Annotated in this window: 8 protein-coding genes; 1 reads left to right on the forward strand and 7 read right to left on the reverse strand. The window is 65.9% G+C overall.

Annotated features, from left to right (window positions below; translation table 11 throughout):
• The first annotated feature begins 165 nt into the window (after window positions 1–165).
• Window positions 166–708, forward strand: coding sequence for a tRNA (N6-threonylcarbamoyladenosine(37)-N6)-methyltransferase TrmO (tsaA, locus tag ACFPK0_RS15925; RefSeq protein WP_377342093.1), 543 nt, complete (start codon window positions 166–168; stop codon window positions 706–708).
• A gap of 16 nt (window positions 709–724) precedes the next feature.
• On the opposite strand, the gene ACFPK0_RS15930 is transcribed toward tsaA, so the two are convergent.
• The 7 genes from ACFPK0_RS15930 to ACFPK0_RS15960 form a co-directional block, all read right to left on the reverse strand.
• On the reverse strand, window positions 725–3,079 hold the full coding sequence (locus ACFPK0_RS15930; protein ID WP_377342095.1) for a GH92 family glycosyl hydrolase: 2,355 nt from the start codon (window positions 3,077–3,079) through the stop codon (window positions 725–727).
• A gap of 231 nt (window positions 3,080–3,310) precedes the next feature.
• Window positions 3,311–6,493: a TonB-dependent receptor gene (locus tag ACFPK0_RS15935; RefSeq protein WP_377342097.1), complete on the reverse strand. Its 3,183-nt coding sequence runs from the start codon at window positions 6,491–6,493 to the stop codon at window positions 3,311–3,313.
• 154 nt (window positions 6,494–6,647) lie between these two features.
• A complete protein-coding gene (locus ACFPK0_RS15940; RefSeq protein WP_377342099.1) occupies window positions 6,648–10,160 on the reverse strand; it encodes a glycosyl hydrolase 2 galactose-binding domain-containing protein in 3,513 nt (1,170 codons plus the stop codon).
• Window positions 10,161–10,442: 282 nt separating this feature from the next.
• Window positions 10,443–12,272 (reverse strand): glycoside hydrolase family 2 protein, encoded by a 1,830-nt coding sequence (locus ACFPK0_RS15945; RefSeq protein WP_377342101.1) that lies wholly within the window; start codon window positions 12,270–12,272, stop codon window positions 10,443–10,445.
• Window positions 12,273–12,366: 94 nt separating this feature from the next.
• Window positions 12,367–13,242, reverse strand: a complete 876-nt coding sequence (locus ACFPK0_RS15950) for an endonuclease/exonuclease/phosphatase family protein (RefSeq protein ID WP_377342103.1) — start codon at window positions 13,240–13,242, stop codon at window positions 12,367–12,369.
• 81 nt (window positions 13,243–13,323) lie between these two features.
• The gene (locus ACFPK0_RS15955; RefSeq protein WP_377342105.1) at window positions 13,324–15,294 is read right to left on the reverse strand and encodes a glycoside hydrolase family 76 protein; all 1,971 of its coding nucleotides are present in this window, start codon (window positions 15,292–15,294) and stop codon (window positions 13,324–13,326) included.
• Between the two features lie 50 nt (window positions 15,295–15,344).
• The gene (locus ACFPK0_RS15960; RefSeq protein WP_377342107.1) at window positions 15,345–17,705 is read right to left on the reverse strand and encodes a GH92 family glycosyl hydrolase; all 2,361 of its coding nucleotides are present in this window, start codon (window positions 17,703–17,705) and stop codon (window positions 15,345–15,347) included.
• Window positions 17,706–17,709 lie beyond the last annotated feature (4 nt).

Genomic DNA, 17,709 nt, shown 5'->3' on the forward strand with positions numbered 1-17,709 from the left:
TGGCCTTACGGAGCGTGACCGGTGCGTCAACCCGTGCCGGTGTTTCGCGTCTCGACACGGCCACCCGGGTGAAAACGGGTTCACCCGGCTCGTGATGCAGCCAGCCACGAACCGGAGCCCCGGCCAACAATGGAATAATGGCGCTCCCCCGTACCCGCTTCGACCATGCACGACACGCCCTACTCCCTGCCCTGCCACGCCATCGCCCATGCGCGGTCACCGTATACACAGCGCATCGACGCACCCCACCAGTCCACCGTGGTGGCGGGTACGGCCACGGCGGTGGCGGCCGAGGCGGTGATCGAATTCGTCGAGGGTTTTCCGACGGCCGCGTTTCGCGACCTGGCCGGGTTCGAGCGCATCTGGCTGGTGTTTGCCTTCCATCGCAGCGAGGGCTGGAAGGCCGAAGTGAAGCCACCGCGCGGCGGTGGCAAGCGCAGCGTGCTGGCCACCCGTTCACCGCACCGGCCCAACGCGATCGGGCTATCGGCCGTGGAATTGGTAGCGGTGGAAGAAACGCGGCTGCGCGTGCGCGGCATGGATCTGCTCGACGGCACGCCGATCCTCGACATCAAACCTTACGTGCCCTACGCCGACGCCTTCCCCACGGCGCGCGCGGGATGGATCGACGCCATCGACGCGGCCCAGGGCCGGCAATCCGCGCCCGGACCACGGCGTCCGCGCAAGACGCCGCCGCCCGCCTCGTAGCTCGCGCCGCCGCGGGTTACGGTTGGTAAGCGCTCATCGACGCGGGCCGCGCCGAAATAGCGGTGCCCCAACGTTTGTCGGGCTGTGCCTGCATGGTGAAATGCAACTCGCCGCCGGCAACAATCTCGGCGTGACGCAGGAACGTGCGCGCCAGCGGTTTGCCGTTGAGCGTCACCGCACCGACGTAAGGATGGGCATCATCCAGCGGCGAGGCGCTGACCGTGAACGTGCGGCCGTTGCCCACATGCAGGCTGGCACGCGCCACGAAGGGACGGCCAATCGCGTATTCATCGCTACCCGGCGTCACCGGATAAAAGCCCAGCGCGGTGAACACGTACCAGGCCGACATCTGGCCCAGGTCGTCGTTGCCGCTGAGGCCATCGGGCCGCGCCGCGTACTGGCTGGCCATGATCTGCTTCAGCCGCGCCTGCGTCTTCCACGGCGCGCCGGCGTAATCGTAGAGATAGGCGATGTGGTGGCTGGGCTCGTTGCCGTGGGCGTACCAGCCGATCAGGCCGGTGATGTCCTCCACGTGCTTGAAGTGCGCGGGGTCGACCTTGGCGTCGAACAGGGCATCGAGCTTCGCCACGAATTTTTCATCACCGCCCATCGCACGGATCAGGCCGGCCACGTCCTGCGGCACGTACCACGAGTATTGCCAGGCGTTGCCTTCGGTGAAATCGCTGCCGTAGCCCGCCGCGGTGGGATCGAACGGCTCGCGGAACGTGCCGTCGGCGAGCCGGGCGCGCATGAAGCCGGTCTTCGGGTCCCACGCGTTCTTCCAGTTGCCTGCGCGCTTTTCGAACGTGGCGGCGACGTCGGTCTTGCCCATGACTTTCGCCATCTGCGCCAGCGACCAGTCGTCGTAGGCGTATTCCAGCGTCTTCGAGGCGCCTTCGGGCTCCTTGTCGATCGGTACGTAGCCCAGCTTCATGTAATCGGCCAGGTCGCCGTAGGGGCCGTAGCTGGCGCTGGCCACCATCGCGTCCAACGCCCTGGCCGCATCGAAGCCACGCACGCCCTTGATGTAGGCGTCGGCGATCACCGGCACCGCGTGGTAACCGATCATGCACCACGTCTCCAGCCCCTGGTACGCCCACACCGGCAGGATGCCGAACGGGCTGGCCTCGCGCGCAGCGATCAACGAGCGGATGAAATCGGTGCTGCGCGCGGGATGCAGCAGCACCATCAACGGCTGCTGCGCGCGATATACGTCCCACAGCGACCAGGTGGAATAGAACTCGAAATCCCTGGCGCGGTGCACCGCGTGATCCGGTCCGCGGTAATCGCCATTGACGTCCATGCTCAGCGTCGGCGACAGCATCGCGTGGTACAGCGCGGTGTAGAACTGCGTTCTGGCGGTCTTCGGCGCATCGATGTCGACCACCGCCAATGCCTTGGCCCAGGCGGCTTTCGCCTCCGCGCGGCGGGCGTCGAAATCCCAACCGGCGCCATCCTTGTCCAGATTGGCGACCGCGTTGGCCTCGCTCACCGGCGAGATCGCCACCTTCACCTCCAGCGGCTTCTTCAACGCGCCGAAATCGAACACGCCGACCAGCGCGCGGCCGTTCTGTGCATCGCTGTCCACGGGCTGGTTGCCCGGTCCCTTGAAACCCTTGTAGACGACATCGGTTTCGCGGTTGAGCAAGCGGCGCGAGGTCATCGGCTGCGAGAAACGCATCGCAAAGCACAGTTCCCTACCGGGTGCCCAGCCGCGCGTGGTGCGGCAGCCGGTGACCGTGCCGTCGTCGTACACGCGCAGGCTGGCCCATAGCACCTTGCCGTCGTAGTCGTAGATGCTCGGGCGCAGGTCCAGCAGCACGTGGGCCGGCTTGCCCGCCGGGAAGGTATACCGATGCCAGCCGACGCGGCGCCCGGCGGTAAGCTCGGCGCGCACGCCGTAATCGCTCAGCGTCACCGCGTAATAACCGGCCTGCGCCACCTCGCTGTCGTGCGAGAAGCGCGAGCGATAGCCGCTGCCCGGTTTGGCCGGGTCGCCCGGCTCCAACCGCACCTCACCGGCGATCGGCATCAGCAACACGTCGCCCAGATCCGAATGGCCGGAACCGGAAAAATGCGTATGCGAAAAACCCATGATGCTGCTGTCGCCGTACTGGTAACCGGCGGCCCATCTGTACGCATGCTTGAAATCCGGCATCGCCGTGTCCGGGCTTAGCTGGATCATGCCGAACGGCACCGTGGCGCCGGGAAACGTGTGGCCGTCGCCGCCGGTGCCGATGCGTGGATCGACTGACGACCAGGCGTCGGTGCCCGCATTCGCGGCATGCGCGGCGCACATGCCGGACAGGGTCAGCAGGGCGATGGCGATCCGGCGCCCATGGCGGTGGATGAAGATTCTGGTTGACGACATGGCAGCCTCACCGTGGGTTAGTGATGGTCGGCTTTCGGATTGCCACCGACCTCGCCGCTCGCCGTTCGGGTCAGTCGAACCTGCGGCCAGTGTCGGCCGAGTGTAATACGCCACTTCGAACAGTTCGGAACGATGAGAACGCGGCGAATGTGCACTGCCGCGTCCCTTCAGCATGGCCACGCCGGGAAGTCGCTTGCGGCAACTGCCCGGCGCACCACGCGCTCATTTCGCTCAGAAGTGGGAGCGAACACCCAGCATCACGCGACGCTCGAACTGCGTCGTGTTGGCCACCTGATCAGGCCACACCAGGTAGTAGCGCTCATGCTCGTTGGTGAGGTTGGAGCCTTGCGCGTAGACCTCCACGTTCGGCGTCACCTTGTAGCTGACCGAGGCATCGACGTAGAACGTGGGCGCCTGGTACTCCTCCATGCCCTGGATACCGCCGAAGTTCTGCGACACGGCGCGCTTGGAGCGGTAGTTGCCCGCCACGCGTGCCTCGAACTTGTCATCCTGATACCAGACGACCAGGTTGGCCTGCTTCTTGGAGTTGTCCTGGAACGGGATGTCGTTGCCGGCCAGGTCGGTGCCCGTGTTGCTGGGCGAGAAGGTGAAGTTGGCGCCGAGGCCGAAGTTCGACCAGATGCCGGGCAGGAACTTGAAGTCCTGCTTCAGGCCGAACTCGAAGCCGTGCAGCCAGTTGCCACCGCCCTGCACCGGCCCGTTGATCGATACGCAGTGGTTGCGCACCACGCCATCCTGGTCGGGCAAGGCACAGTTCTGCACGCTGCCGTTGTTGATGAAGCTGTCCACGTCGATGTAGAACGCGGCCACGCTGACCATGGTCGACGGGCTCATGTAGTACTCGAGCGAGGCGTCGTAGTTCGACGAGCGCCACGGGTCGAGGTCGGGGTTGCCGGAGGAGTTGCCGCCCAGCACGCGGAACAGCGTGGAACCGGGCGTGGAGGTGTCGATGCCGTAGTTGAGGGTCAGGCCACCGCCCCACTGGTCGAGGTTCAACGGCATCATGTTTTTCGAGTACGCCAGGCGCAGCTTGAGTTCCGGCGTGAAGTCGAACGCCAGGTTCAATGCCGGCAGGTAGTCGGTATACGTGCGCGAGCTGCGGATGGTGCCGTTGTCCGCGGCCAGCAGGCCGTACGGCGCGGCGTCGCCCACCGCATGCTGGGTGACATCCAGCGTGGTGCGCACCATGCGCAGGCCCAGGTTGCCGCTGATCGGCACTTCGCCGTCGCTGTCGAAATCGGCCTGCAGATAAGCGGTGCGCTCCTTCAGGCGCACGGCCCAGGTGCCGCCCGGATCGACGTTGCGCTGCTCACCCGGGTACAGGGCTTCCTGGAACGCGAGCGGGTTGTCCATCGCCTTGGGGTCGAGGTTGTAGATGCTCACGCCGCTGACGCCGGCCAGGCCGTTGTCGTGACGCATGTTGTTGCCGATGATCCCGGGCAGTTGGCTGGGGTTCTGCGCGGAAATGACGCCGGCGCGGTAGAAGCCCTGCGCGTTGCCCGCGGTGCAGGCGCCGTCGATGCCGCCGCCATTCAGCACCACGTCGGCGGCCTTCCAGCGCACCAGGCAACCATTCGGGTCGCTGGCACCGTTGCCCGCATACACCGGCGCGACCATGTTGAAGTTGATGTTCGATGCCGAACGGATGCTGCTGCGGATGCCGAAGTCGAGCTTGAAGCCGGAGTCGTTGAAGCGATAGTGACCATCGGCGCGCATGATGTTCATGTTGCTTTCGCGCTCATGGTTGCCTTCGCTGGACACCGTCTTCAACGCGTAGTTGTTCGGATCGGACAGATAAGTCTGCAGTGCCTGCGGCAGCGTGATCGCGAGATGGTCGCCACGCATGTCGACGGTGACCGGCACCACGTTGGGCGCGAAGCCGTTCGGGTTGAACACGCGGTTGCCACCCGGGTAGATGAAGGTGCCCGGCGGCGCCGCATCGACCGGATCGTTGGGCCACGCCGTGCCGTCGGCATCGGCGAACTGCACATAGCTCTGCATCAGCGATTCATGCGCGTTGGCCGTGATGCCGCGGACGCTGCCGGTGAAATTGCCGCCGTTGTCGTAATCCAGCTGCAGGTTGAAGTTGCGCGAGATGGTGTTGGTGACGTCGTTCTCGGAGTAGGTCTCCAGGTCGCCCAGCCACTTCTGGTACACCTGCGTGGTGTACAGCTGCTGGTTCCAGCCCTCATCGCCGTTGTACGCACCCTGGATCGTTTTGCCGGTGTCGCGCGATACCACGGGCACGAAGGTGCCGCCCATCCAGCTGGCCGAGTTGAGCTGGTAGCCGGTCTGCCGGTTGAACTGCTTCTGGCGGGTGAAGAACGCATCGCTGGTGAGGGTGAAACCCGCGCCCAGATCGGCTTGCGCCGACGCGTTGATGCCGAGGCGCTTGCGCTCGAGCTGGCGGTCGATGGCGGTGAAATTCTGGCTGCCGTAGAACGCATCGCCGGCATTGCCGTTGCCATTGACGTCGACATTGCCGCCACCCAGCTGATGGATGGCCGAGGGAATCGGCGCGGTGTTGAAGCCCCCGAGGAAACCGCTGCCGTCGGTGGCGCTGGCCGCGTTCTCGCCGTAGAACTTGCCGCCGTACTGGTCCATGCCGTCGGTGGAATTTTCCAGCGTGTCATCGGAGTAGGCGGCTGAAACCAGCACGCCCCACTTGCCTTCGTCGTTGAAGCCGATCAGGCCGTTGGCCTCCGGGTTCCACTTGTCCACCTTGGAGCCATGCGAACCGTCGGCGGCACCGGCGACCGTCCAGCCCGATTCCAGATCCCACGGTCGGCGCGTGCGCAGATTGATCGTGCCGGTGATGCCGCTGCTCAACAGGCTGGCGGTGGGCGACTTGATCACGTCGGCACCGGAAAACAGCTGCGAGGGAATGTCGGTGAAGTTGGGTTGCACCGACACGATGGAGCCGGCGGTGAGGAACGATTCGCCGTTCAAGGTGGTGCCCACCTGCGGCAGGCCACGCACGTTGACCGAGCTGCCTTCGCCGCCGGAACGGTTGATCTGCACGCCGGTGATGCGTTGCAGCGAGTCGGCGATCGTCACGTCGGGCAGCTTGCCGATGTCCACCGCGGAGATGCTGTCCTGGATCGACGTGGCGTTGCGCTTCAGTTCCACCGAGCGCTGCTCCGAGGCGCGGATGCCGGCGCTCACCACCACGGCCTGCAGTCGTGTGGTGCGGCGTTGGTCGCTGGCGTTGCCCGTGGTATCGGCGTTCTGATCCGGCGTGGTGGCCGGCGTGGTTTGCTGCGCTGGCGTGGATGCGGCAACGCCGTCGGCGGGTGTCGCCCACACCGCTGCCGAGCATCCAAGGGAAAGGCTGGCGGCAACCGCCGCTACCAGGGGTTTCATCGGGAAATTGCGGTAATTGAAACGGGTCATTTCTCTCTCCTCCGCGGTTTGAGCCGCATCCTGTTGTCTGGCCTTGTTATTGTGGTAACGCTACCTAATCGAGTGCTGATTTCCCCATCGGCGCAGCGAAAGATCGCTCGCGCCTTCACGCGCCGCCGCCCGGTCGGGCGACGGCATGCATGGCTCATGGGCCGCTGGCTTGCGGCGCGTGTGGTGCCGGGACGATGGGCTTTCGTGCTGGCAGTGGTACCGACTGCTCGTGCACGTTCCATCCGCGCACTTCCACCCTGGCCGCACCATCCAGCGCGGGCGGGTCATCGCCGGTTATGGTGACCTCACGGGTCTCGCCGGGCGCGAGGTTGAGATAGTTGCCGCTGTAGTAAGCCGGCAGTACGCGCTGGCCGTGCGCATCGACCAGGGTCAACTTGGTGCTGAGCGCCGCATGCGGCGACGGGTTGTGAACCGCCACGCGGATGCCGCCCGCGTCGCGTTGCGTCTGGACGTCCAGATCCACCTCGGGCAGATCACCAAGCTTTTGCAGGTCGGCCGGCTCGTGCGCCACCCAGTAGAAATTGCGCGACACCAGCTTGCCGCCGGCGTCATGCAGTTGCAGTTGCACGAACACCAGGCCGTGCCCGCTCGACAAGCGGCCGATGTCGGCCGTTGCCATCGTCACCGGCGTGACCGCGACGGCCGGGGCATCCAGCGTGACGGTGCCGGTGGCCAGTTCGCGATGGGTGCTGCCATCGGGCGCAAAGACGTGCGCGGAGACGGTCAGGCCATGCAACGGTGCGGCGGTATTGTTGACCACCACGATGCGGTGATCGGGCAAATTCATCTGCACGTGCACCGGTTCGGACGCTTCCTTGACGCCGTAGTAGGACGCCTGGGTGTCGTAGTCGCTGCTGTATATCTGCCAGGTGGTGCTGGGCCACGCCGGATGGCTCATCCACAACAGCCGGCCGCTGTTCTGCGTCCACAGGCCCGCGTTCAGGCCTTCGAAGATCGCGCGATAGCTGACGTAGTTCATCAGCTGCGCCTTGCGCTCGAAGTCCGCCAAACTGGTGGCCTCGCCGAACTCGGTGCGCATGGCGGCCATGAAACTGCCGACGTCGCCGTTACCGGATTGATGCCAGTCGTGGTACGCCCAGCTGTCGCTGATCGGCCACTGGTCGGCCTTGGGCATCATCGATTCGAAGGCTTCCAGCGTGGGGAATGAAGGCGTACCCACCTCGACCGCAAAACCCTTGGCCAGCGTGGTGAAGTAAGCCGCCGGCGGCTGGTAGCTGTACGGGCCGCTGTTCCACAGATTGATGCGGTTTGAGCTGGGCATGTACAGCCGGGTGCCGTCGAGCTCCGCGATCAACTTGTCCAGCCGCTGGTTCAGCAGCGGCTGCGGCACGCCCTCGTTGCGACCAAACCACAGCGCCACGCTGGGGTGGTTGCGGTAGCGCTTGATGGTGTCGGCGGCGTTGCGCAGGAACAGTGCATCGTCCTGCGGCTCCAGGTTGTAATCCTGGGTGGACTGCCAGAAATCGTTGAACACGAGCAGGCCGTATTTGTCGGCCAGCTCGTAGAACACCGGCTCGGTGCTCTGCCCCACCCAGTTGCGCACCACGTTGATGTGGGCGTCGCGTTGCAGCTTGAAATACGGCTCCAGCCGTTCGCGCGAGATGCGCTTGAGGAAATCGTCGGTGCCCCAGCTGCCACCCTTCACGGCGATGCGCACGCCGTTGACGCGCAGGATCAGATAAGGCGCCAGCCGCTTGTCGGTCAGCTCGGTCACCGCCGGCGAGTGTTCCGCCGCCGGCAACAGGGAGTAAGCCCAAGCGTCCGGTGTCTCGCGGATGCCCTTGTGGGTGACGTCGACCAGGCGTTCGCCGGGCGCACTCGTCATGTCCGGCGTGACCAGCACGCGGCGCAAGCTGCCTTGCTGATCGAACAGCGAAAGCTCGTAGCTGATCTGGCGGATGCCGAACTGGAACTGCGATTGGTCGGAGGTCTTTCCGTCCGTGGCAAAACTGACCTTCATGTCGTACAGGTACGGCTCGCCGTAGCCGTTCGGCCACCACAGGTGCGGGTGTTGCACCTGCAATGCAGGGAATCCGGCGGGTCGCAGTTTTACCGTCGTGCCACCAGGCGGCACGGTTACCGTGGTGTCCACGGCGACGTCACCGAAGGCGATGTGCAGCTGGCCCTCGACGGGTGTGGCGCCCGCATTTTCCAGCGGCACGTCGACGTCGATTTCCGCCTGGTGATGATCCGCATCCGGCAGGCGGGTAACGACGTGGGTGTCGCCTATCCGCACCGGACCGGCCGCGCTCAGCACCACCTTCTGCCACAGGCCGGTGTCGCGATCGCGGATGGCGGGTATCCAGTCCCAGCCCTCGTTGGCGATGAAGGTGGGGCCGTCCAGCGCCTCCATGCCACCGTTGGGGCCGGCGCCGGCGCTGATCGACTGCTCGTGCGCCACGCCGGGATTCGGCGGCGGCGACACCCGCACCGCGATCGCGTTGTCCTGACCGGGCTTCAGCAGATCGGTGACATCGAACTGGCCGCGAATGAAGGCGCCCACGACCTGTCCCGCGCGCTGCCCGTTGACCCACACCTCGGCGGCGTAGTTGATGCCGTCGAACGTCAGCCGCAACGGCTGGCCGGCGAGCCCGGCCGGCAAGGCGAATGTGGTGCGATACCACCAGTCGTGCTGATGCAGCGACTCGGGGATCGCCATGTTGTTGAGCCCATACGCGGGGTCGGGATAGACGCCGCGGTCGATCAGGGTGGTCAGCACGGTGCCCGGCACCGTCGCCTTCACCCACGGCTTGCCGGTCGCATAACCCGGCAACGAAATGGCGGCGCCTTTGGCGCCATCGAGTTCCGTGGCGGAAGCGAGCTGCCATCGCCCCAGCTCCCACTGCTGCGCACCGTCAGGCCTCAAGGCCATGCGGTCGCCCAGTGCTTTTTCGGAAGGCGCGGAAAATGGCGCGCGACTCACCGGCAAGGTTGCCGGCGGCTGCGGCTCGACCTGCCCGGCCATCTGCCTGACCTGCACCGGCCAGTGCGGCGAAGCATCGGCATACCGGGTCAGTTGCGGATCGGGCGGCCGCTTCGCCATGGTCGCCAGCTGGCGGCTGTCGAGGGCACCATCCTGCACGGTGAAACCAGCCACCTTGCCGCCGAAATGATCCGCACCGGGCCACGGTGCGACGGGCGCGATGGCCATCTTCGCGGCAACCGCGACCTGCGGAGCCGCCGCGGACGCCACCCGTTTGCCGTCCAGGTACAACGAGAAACCATCGCCATGGGAGACGGCCGCAATGAAATGCCAGTGCCCCGCACTCAAGGTCGCCCGCGACGACACCGTCGACTGGCTCCCCCACCAGAAACCCAGCCGACCCTGATCGATCAGGAAATAGCGCGCGGCGCCAGCAGGGTCACCGAAGCCGGCCAGCAGCTGTTTCGCCGGCGACGCGTGGCCTGGATACACCCAGGCATAAGCGCTCCAATCTGCGCCGGCGCCGAGTACGGAAGCCTGTTTCGGCATGGGCGCGTCCAGCCCGATACCGCCCTGCAGCACTTCGGCATTCCAGGGCCCGTAAGTCGCGGCGGCGAGAGGTAGCGCCGCAAGGCTCAACACGGCCACGATGATGGCGCGAGCCATGCGACGACGCACATTGCCGGACTTTCTGCTCAGCATTCGGATCCTCCCCAGATCTTTCGACTTCTTATGTGCTGCGTGAAGCGGCCACCAGGTGCATTCCCCGCCCGGTCACGCCACGGCAGCGAATGCAACGAAAGAGCTCACGGATTCGAATTGCCGTGCGAGCTTTGGTAACGTTACCCAACCGATTTCTTGAAGTCAACACGACACCACCGGCGTGCGGAGCGCCGGGGTATCAAGTGGCGGCACCGTGGCGCGATCGGGCAGGCCGTGCTCGATCAGCGAGCTGGAACGGCAATGCCGCCGCGGCCCGAATGCTCAGGGCTGTCCATTGGCGCGGATCGTCGCTTCGTTGATCGCGCGCACCCTGCCCTCGTCCACCTTCTCCACCTTGCGGTCGTAGGTAAACAGGCCGTTGTGCTCGCCCTCGACATCGGTGATCTGCGTATAGACGCTGCCCGACAGGCCGATGCCCGGCCCCTTGTCGCGCAACACCGCGGTATTGGCGACGTAGCCGTCGTTCAACGCGGCGCGATCCTTCACCGCGCCGTAGGGATTGATGGCGGTGTTGGGCCACACATGGCCGGGAATGCCCAGCGTCAGGCCGCCGTGTTCGCCATCCATGGAGGCGCGCGTGGCGTCCGGGCGCGGCAGCCCGGGGCCCTGGTAGTCGTGCACGTCGATGACGTCACCGGCATGCGGGTCGCCCTTGGTGTCGCAGCAGTTGGCGCCGCTGCGCGCGTTGACCAGACGCGAGGGATCCAGTTGCTTGATCTGCGTCGCCAGCTCGGCGGCGGCCGGGATGCTCCACTGGCCCCAGCCTTCGTTGAACGCAACCCAGCCGATGATCGAGGTTTCGCCCTTGAGCTGTTCCACGATGGCGGTGACGTCGCGGCGGAAACCGGCCTTGTCGGCATCGCTGAGCTTGTCGTTGCGACCGGTGGGCACCGACGGCATGTCCTGCCACACCATCAGGCCGATGCGGTCGGCCCAGTAGTACCAGCGCGCCGGCTCCACCTTGATGTGCTTGCGGATGGTGTTGAAGCCCAGGTCCTTCGTCTTCTGGATGTCGAACTTCAGTGCCGCGTCGGTGGGCGCGGTATAGATGCCGTCGGGCCAGTAGCCCTGGTCCAGCGTGGCCAGCAGGAAGGTCGGCTTGCCGTTGAGCACGATGCGGTTGAGTCCGCCCACTTTCTCGATACCGATGCTGCGCAGCCCGGCATAGCTGGTGACATCGTCATGCTGATCGCCCTGCACCAGGCTGGCCTTGAAGGTGTAGAGGAAGGGGTCCTGCGGACTCCACAGGTGTGGATGCGCGATGGCCAGATGCAGCGGTTCATCGGCCGGCCCGCTCGCCTCGCCGACCGCCTTGCCGTCCGCGTAGGCGGTGACATGCAAGGTGGCGTTTCCGTCGCTGCCCTGCAGTTTCGGCGTCACCGTGAAGGCGTCGAGGCTGCGTGCCGGGGTGAAGGTCAGTTGCGCCAGACTGGTGGCCGGCACCGGCTCCAGCCATACCGACTGCCAGATGCCCGAGGCCGCGGTGTAGAAGATGCCTTCGGGTTTCAGCCGCTGCTTGCCCACCATCACGTTGGCGCCGTCCACCGGCGCGTGCACGGCGACGATGATTTCCTGCGGACCCTTGGGCCGAAGCGCCGAGGTGATGTCCGCGCCGAAGGACGTATAGCCGTCCAGATGATTCGCCACCTTCCTGCCATTGACATAGATCGTGGCGTCCTGGGCGACCGCGCCGAAGTTCAGCCGCACATGCTGGCCATGTGCGGTGAAGTCCGCGGGTATCTCAACCAGTCGGCGATAGAACATGAAATCCGCATGCTTCTGCACGCCCGAGAGCACCGACTCGACCGGATACGGCACCAACACCTTGTCCTTCAGCGTGCGGCCAAACGGTGGCGCGCCTTGCGTGTCGCTTGCCGCGTACTGCCACAACCCGTTGAGGCTCATCCATCGGGGATGCTCCAGCGACGGCCGCGCCAACTGCGGTCGTGGATAGTCGGGCAAGGCGTTGTGCGGCGACACCTCGGCTGTCCATGGCGTAGCCAGGGGCGCGGGCTTGCCGTTCCAGACGGCGGTTTGTGCCGGCGCGGCCATCGCCATCGGGGCCAGCCCCATCGCTACGGTCATGGCCATTGAAGCGATCGCGCGACGTATGTTCGTGTTGCCTGTCATTCCATCATTCCTCGATTCAAAAAGCATGGGTACCGGCCGCCCTCTGCGCGATTCGTCACCAGCTGAAATCGGCGACCACCGGGAAGTGGTCGGAGGGATAGACCTTGCCCTGGTGCGTGGTGATCGTGCGCACATGGCCGGCGGTCATGCCGCGATAGAGAATCCAGTCGATGCGCTTGGTCGCATTGCCGGTGAAGTCGTGGAAGGTGGCGTCCGGGCCCTCGCGCTGCGGCGCCGATGTGCGTGCATCGCGCAGCTCCCTGGTCAGGGCGGCATGGGTTGCGCTATCGGGCGTGGTGTTGAAATCACCGGTCAGGATGAACGGTGCCGACGCGGGCAAGCGGGCCAGGCGTTGCAGGATCTGCTGTGCGCATCGCTCACGCACCGCCTCGGCCGCTGCGCCGTCCTGGTAGGGAAAGTGGGTGTCGTAGTAATAGAACCGCTTGCCGCTGCGCAGGTCCTGGAATTGCGCCCAGGTCACCATGCGCGGCATCACCTGGCCCGCGCCGATGCTGCCCGGTTTGTCTGGCGTGTCGGACAACCAGAAATTGCCGGACTCGAGCACTTTCAGGCGTGCCTTGTCGTAGAAGACACCCATGTGTTCGTTGTCGTTCTGGTCGATCTCGTTGCCGTTGCGGCCCCTGCCGAACCAGGTGTAACCGGGCAGGTGCTTCTGCAGGTAGTCGGCTTGTGGCAACAGCAGCTCCTGCGTCCCCAGAATGTCGGGGTGCTCCCGGCGGATCACCTGCACCATCAGGTCGCGACGCTTGGGCCACGCGTTGATGCCGTCATCCGCCTCGCTGTAACGCACGTTGAAGGTCATCACGCGAAGGTCGTGCGTGCCGGCGCTGGGCGGCGTGGCGGGGTTGGCGAACGCCGCGACGGAAATCAGCCATCCGGAAATCAGGAAAAGACGTGGCAACAGGCGCATGGGCAACTCGTCGGTAAAGGTCGGGGTGGGATTCGAAACAACCTCCGTCTCCTGCGGGAAACGGAGGCTCCGTTCGGTCGGCTATTCGATGATGTCCGCCCTGACGTGGTACACACGCCCGCCCCAGCCGTCGTCGGGGAACGCGTCGGACACCTTCAGGTAGACCGGCTTCGATCCGTCGCTGCCGGCACCGAGGTACGGCGTCAGGTCGATGGCTTGGTCAGCCTTGTTCGAGCCATCGGTGACCCGCTGGTCTTCCTGCAGCACGGTGGTCCAGTGCTGGCCGTCGGCGCTGGCCTGCACCACGTATTCGGCGTCGATGGTGAGGGTGACCTGCGCCGTGGTGGTGTCCGACGGGAACGGGAAACGGTAGGTGAAGTGGGCGTTGCCATCGGCGAAACGGTTCTGCACGCCGTTGCTCTGCGAGCCATCGGGATCCCACAGCCACGGGTTCTCGTCGGTGGTGCCGGTGTCGAAGTCGATCGCATGCGCCACCAGCACGTCGGCTTCGGCGTTGAAGCGCAAGCCGGCAGCCATGACATCGGCGGTGACCTTGTGGTGACCATCCGTCGCCAGGCTCGGCACGCGGAGTGTCAGCGGCATGCTGCCGTCGACGGGCAGCGCCGTGCCGTGGGGCCGCAGACGCAACTGGGTGGCGCGCGGCGAGACGTCCCAGCCGACGGGCGCATCGATCACGGCGAGCACATGCAGCGGCAGGTACCCGGTGGCCGAGGTTTTCAATGCCATCGGGATGGCCGATGGGCCGGACGCCGCCGGCATGACCACCGGCTGCGCCGGCGACAAGGTCGCGGCCAGCGACTCCTGCGGCATCGGCGTCGGCACGTCGCCGATCAGGGCACTGAGCGCGCTGGCCTGCGTCCGCCAGTCGAAGACATTGGGGTGAGCGTCGCTGGTGGCACCGGCCCAGCGCGTACCCAGGCGGCCGGCCGCATCACGATCCACGTTCCAGATGCTTTCGGCTTGCCGGTCGAGGAAATCGGCGTAGCGGCGATCGTGGGTGGTGTCGGCCAGGTCGGTCCAATAGCGCATGAAAATGCCCTTGAACTGCTTGCCGTTGTCGTCGCAGGTCTGGTCCAGCGCGTCGCAGCGCTCGGTGAGGATGCCGTCCGCGACGAGGCCATCCGCACCGATCGCGGCATCCGCCAGGTGGCGCACGGTCGCGAGAATGGACGGGTCGCGGGTGGCGCGCCACAACTCCAGGCCGGCGCCGATCGCCAGGCCCTGGTTGTAGCTCCACACGGTCTGGCCGTTGTTGGTGCAGGCATCGGTGAGGCCGTCGTTGACCAGGCCCTGCGCGTTGATCATGCCGCTGCTCTGGAACCAGGCCCAGGCCGTGCGGGACCGTTCGAGCCATTCGCGATCGCCCTGGAGGCGGTTGTGCAGTTCGGCCGTGAGCCTGATCCACAAGCCGTTGGTGACGGCGTTCTTGTACGTGCGTTCGGCGTTCCACCACACGCCACCGCCACAGGTGCTGGTATCCCAGTAGCCGTACACGAAGTTGGCGATGGTGACCGCCATGTCCAGGTACTTGCGGTTGCCGGTGAGGTCGTACGCCTGCAGCCAGGTCAGCGCCCACCATTCGGAATCGTCGATGGCGCGGCTGGTGAAGTTGCCAAGCAGGGGGTCACCGGAAAGCACGCCGGGCGGGAACGCGCCCTTGTCCTTCTCGAACGTGTTGTCCAGCTGACCGAGATAACGACGGTCGCCGGTGCGTTGCATGTAGTCGCCAACGGTTTGCAGCGCCACCGCCGAGTTCCACCAGCTGGACGGGAACCAGGCCTTGTCCGGCTCGTATGAACTCATTAGCACGTCCGCCACCACGCGGGCGCGCGCGACGGCAGTCGAGCCGTCGGCGCGCGGGCTCGCCGGGCCCGGCATGGCCCTGGCCGACGATGCCAGCGCGAAGGCCAGCAGCGCGGCGACAGCCAGCCCCGCCAGGAAACCTGCCCGCCCGGCGGCCACGCCGGTGGCGGCTTTCATCGGGACCTTGCGCGACAGGAATGTCAGCGAGGTTTGCGTGTTCGGGTTCATGGTCTGGGCCTTCCTCTCGAGCAGAAGAAACGAAGTCGTTGTCCCGCAAATCAGGGCTTGGGCGCGGACATCGACGGCGGTGCATCGACCGCGTCCGCACCCCATGTCTTGTTCGGCGTCGGTCCCATCGTGAGCACCAGCGTGGCGCCGTTGGCGATGTCCACATGGCTGAACCAGGGCTTGGTCCATGGCTTGCCGTTCAAGCTGGCGGACTGGATGTAGATGTTCCGGTCGGAGTTGTTGCGCGCCACGATCTCGAACAGCTTTCCATTGCCCAGCCGCAGTCGCACGCGGTCGAAGACCGGGCTGCCGATGATGTAATCCGCACTGGCGGGATCGACTGGATAGAAGCCCATCGCGCTGAGCACGTACCAGGACGAGGTGGATCCCTGGTCGTCCATGCCGGGATAGCCGTAGCCGGTGGCGTCGCTGCCGTACAACTCGGCGAGGATGCGGCGGGTCAGCGCCTGCGTCTTCCACGGCTGGCCACTCCATGCGTAGAGATACGCCGCCTGCTGGTCCGGCTGGTTGCCCTGCACGTACTGCCCGATCACGCCCGTGCAATCGCGGCAGATGCCCTTGGGCTGGTACGGCGTGGAGAAGAAGGCATCAAGCTTGGCATTGAACGCATCGCGTCCGCCGAGCACATTCATCAGGCCCTGCACGTCATGCGGCACCAGCCACAGCGTGGACCAGCCGGAGGCCTCCTTCATCATGAAGTTGTAGTACGGCTCGGCCGGATCGAACGGCGAGATCCACTTGCCGTCCGCGGTTTTGCCGCGCATGAAACCAGTGGACGGGTCGAACACGTTGCGCCAGTTCGCGGCACGGCGCAGGAACATCGCCGCGTCGTCCTTCCTGCCGAGCCGTTGGGCGACATCGGCGAGCGCGTGATCGTCCCAGGCATATTCCAGCGTGGTGGCGACGCCGGCCTTGCCGCCCGCATAGGGCGGGCTGGGATTTCCCGGCGGCACGATGTCGGATATCCAGCCGTTCTTCATGTACTCGGCCAGATAGCCACGCGGCCCCTTCGGGTCCATCGCGTTCTTGCGCAGCGCCTCGTAGGCGCTGGCGTAGTCGAACGTGATACCACTCCGCATCGCGCCGTCGTAGAGCAGCACCGCGTGGTCGCCGTGGAACGAGGTGTTCATGTAGCCGCGCTCGTGGGCGCGATCCAGCTCGGAACGCATGATGTCCTGCACCACCGGCGGTTCGAGCAGCATCAGCAAGGCGATCTGGTTGCGCCCCGTATCCCAGAACGGTACCGGCCCGTAGCGGTCGTAGCCGGCGACGTGGACCTGGCCGTTCGCATCGGTGTAACGCTCGCCTTTCCGCGCGATCAGACGCGGGCTGGCAAAGGAGTGGTAGAGCGTGGAGTAGAACAGCATGCGCTGTTTCGGCGTGCCGCCGTCGACGGCCACGCGGTCGAACAGTTGTGCCCACACGGTGCGCGCCTGCGCATGTGCGCGATCGAAATCGCCCTCCGCCGCATGCAGCCGCTGGTCGGCCTCGTCGGCCGTGTGGCCGTGCGCGACGCGTACCAGCACCTGCTCGCCGGCTCGCGTATCGAAGGTGACGTAGGCGCCGGCATAGCTGCCCGATACCGTGCACCGGCCGGCCTGCACGTCTTCCCTGCCCAGGCCTTCGCCCTTGTCGTTGACGGTCGCGTGGAAGGTGCCGAAGCGGGTGAACGGGCGCGAGAACTCGGCGGTGAAGAATCGTCCGTTGCCGTCGTGGTCGCCGCGCGTTGCCGGAGCCACGCCTCGCAGTGTGCGATCGCCGACCACGGTCACCTTACCGCCGGCGCGGCGTAGGTTCACCACCACGTTCGAGCGATGGCTGGCCGGAAAGGTGAAACGCATCAGGCTGGTCCACTGCGTCGCCGTGAGTTCGACGCGGGTGTGGAACGTGGCAAGGTCGACGGCGTAGTAGCCGGGCGAAGCTTTCTCGCTGGCCTTGTCGTAATAGGACGTCGCGTAATCGGGAGGCACCGTCCAGTCGCCCACCACCGGCATGATCATCGGCTCGCCGCGCGCGCCGTAGGTGGAACCGCCGCTGGTGAAGCCGACCATCGCCGGGCGGCCATAGCCGTAGGAAACCGGCACGCCGGTGGCGAAGCTGAGGTCGGCGTTGATGTTGACGGGCGCCGCCTCGGTCGCGCTCAAGGGCAGGCTGGCGCCCGGCGACGTCATGCCCGAATACAGGGGCTCGCCCGGCGGAGGCGCGTTGCCGATCAGGCGCGGTTGATCCAGTGGCGCCGTGCCGACCAGGGGATTGGCTTCGTCGACCGGCGCCACGGCCGCCCGCGTCGTTTCGGCGGCCCACGCGTAGCCGATGTCGACGCCGCCGAACGCGACGATCGTCAATGCCACGGCGAGCACGGCGCGCCGATCGGGGATCGCTGGATTCATCTGC

The sequence above is a fragment of the Rhodanobacter ginsenosidimutans genome, from assembly GCF_042655685.1.
GTDB classification, from domain to species: Bacteria; Pseudomonadota; Gammaproteobacteria; order Xanthomonadales; family Rhodanobacteraceae; genus Rhodanobacter; species Rhodanobacter ginsenosidimutans.

Coding starts and splice junctions, on each gene's coding strand:
- ACFPK0_RS15960 (WP_377342107.1), bottom strand. CDS start 17,705: ATGAATCCAGCGATCCCCGATCGGCGCGCCGTGCTCGCCGTGGCATTG.
- ACFPK0_RS15950 (WP_377342103.1), bottom strand. CDS start 13,242: ATGCGCCTGTTGCCACGTCTTTTCCTGATTTCCGGATGGCTGATTTCC.
- tsaA (WP_377342093.1), top strand. CDS start 166: ATGCACGACACGCCCTACTCCCTGCCCTGCCACGCCATCGCCCATGCG.
- ACFPK0_RS15940 (WP_377342099.1), bottom strand. CDS start 10,160: ATGCTGAGCAGAAAGTCCGGCAATGTGCGTCGTCGCATGGCTCGCGCC.
- ACFPK0_RS15945 (WP_377342101.1), bottom strand. CDS start 12,272: ATGGCCATGACCGTAGCGATGGGGCTGGCCCCGATGGCGATGGCCGCG.
- ACFPK0_RS15935 (WP_377342097.1), bottom strand. CDS start 6,493: ATGACCCGTTTCAATTACCGCAATTTCCCGATGAAACCCCTGGTAGCG.
- ACFPK0_RS15955 (WP_377342105.1), bottom strand. CDS start 15,294: ATGAACCCGAACACGCAAACCTCGCTGACATTCCTGTCGCGCAAGGTC.
- ACFPK0_RS15930 (WP_377342095.1), bottom strand. CDS start 3,079: ATGTCGTCAACCAGAATCTTCATCCACCGCCATGGGCGCCGGATCGCC.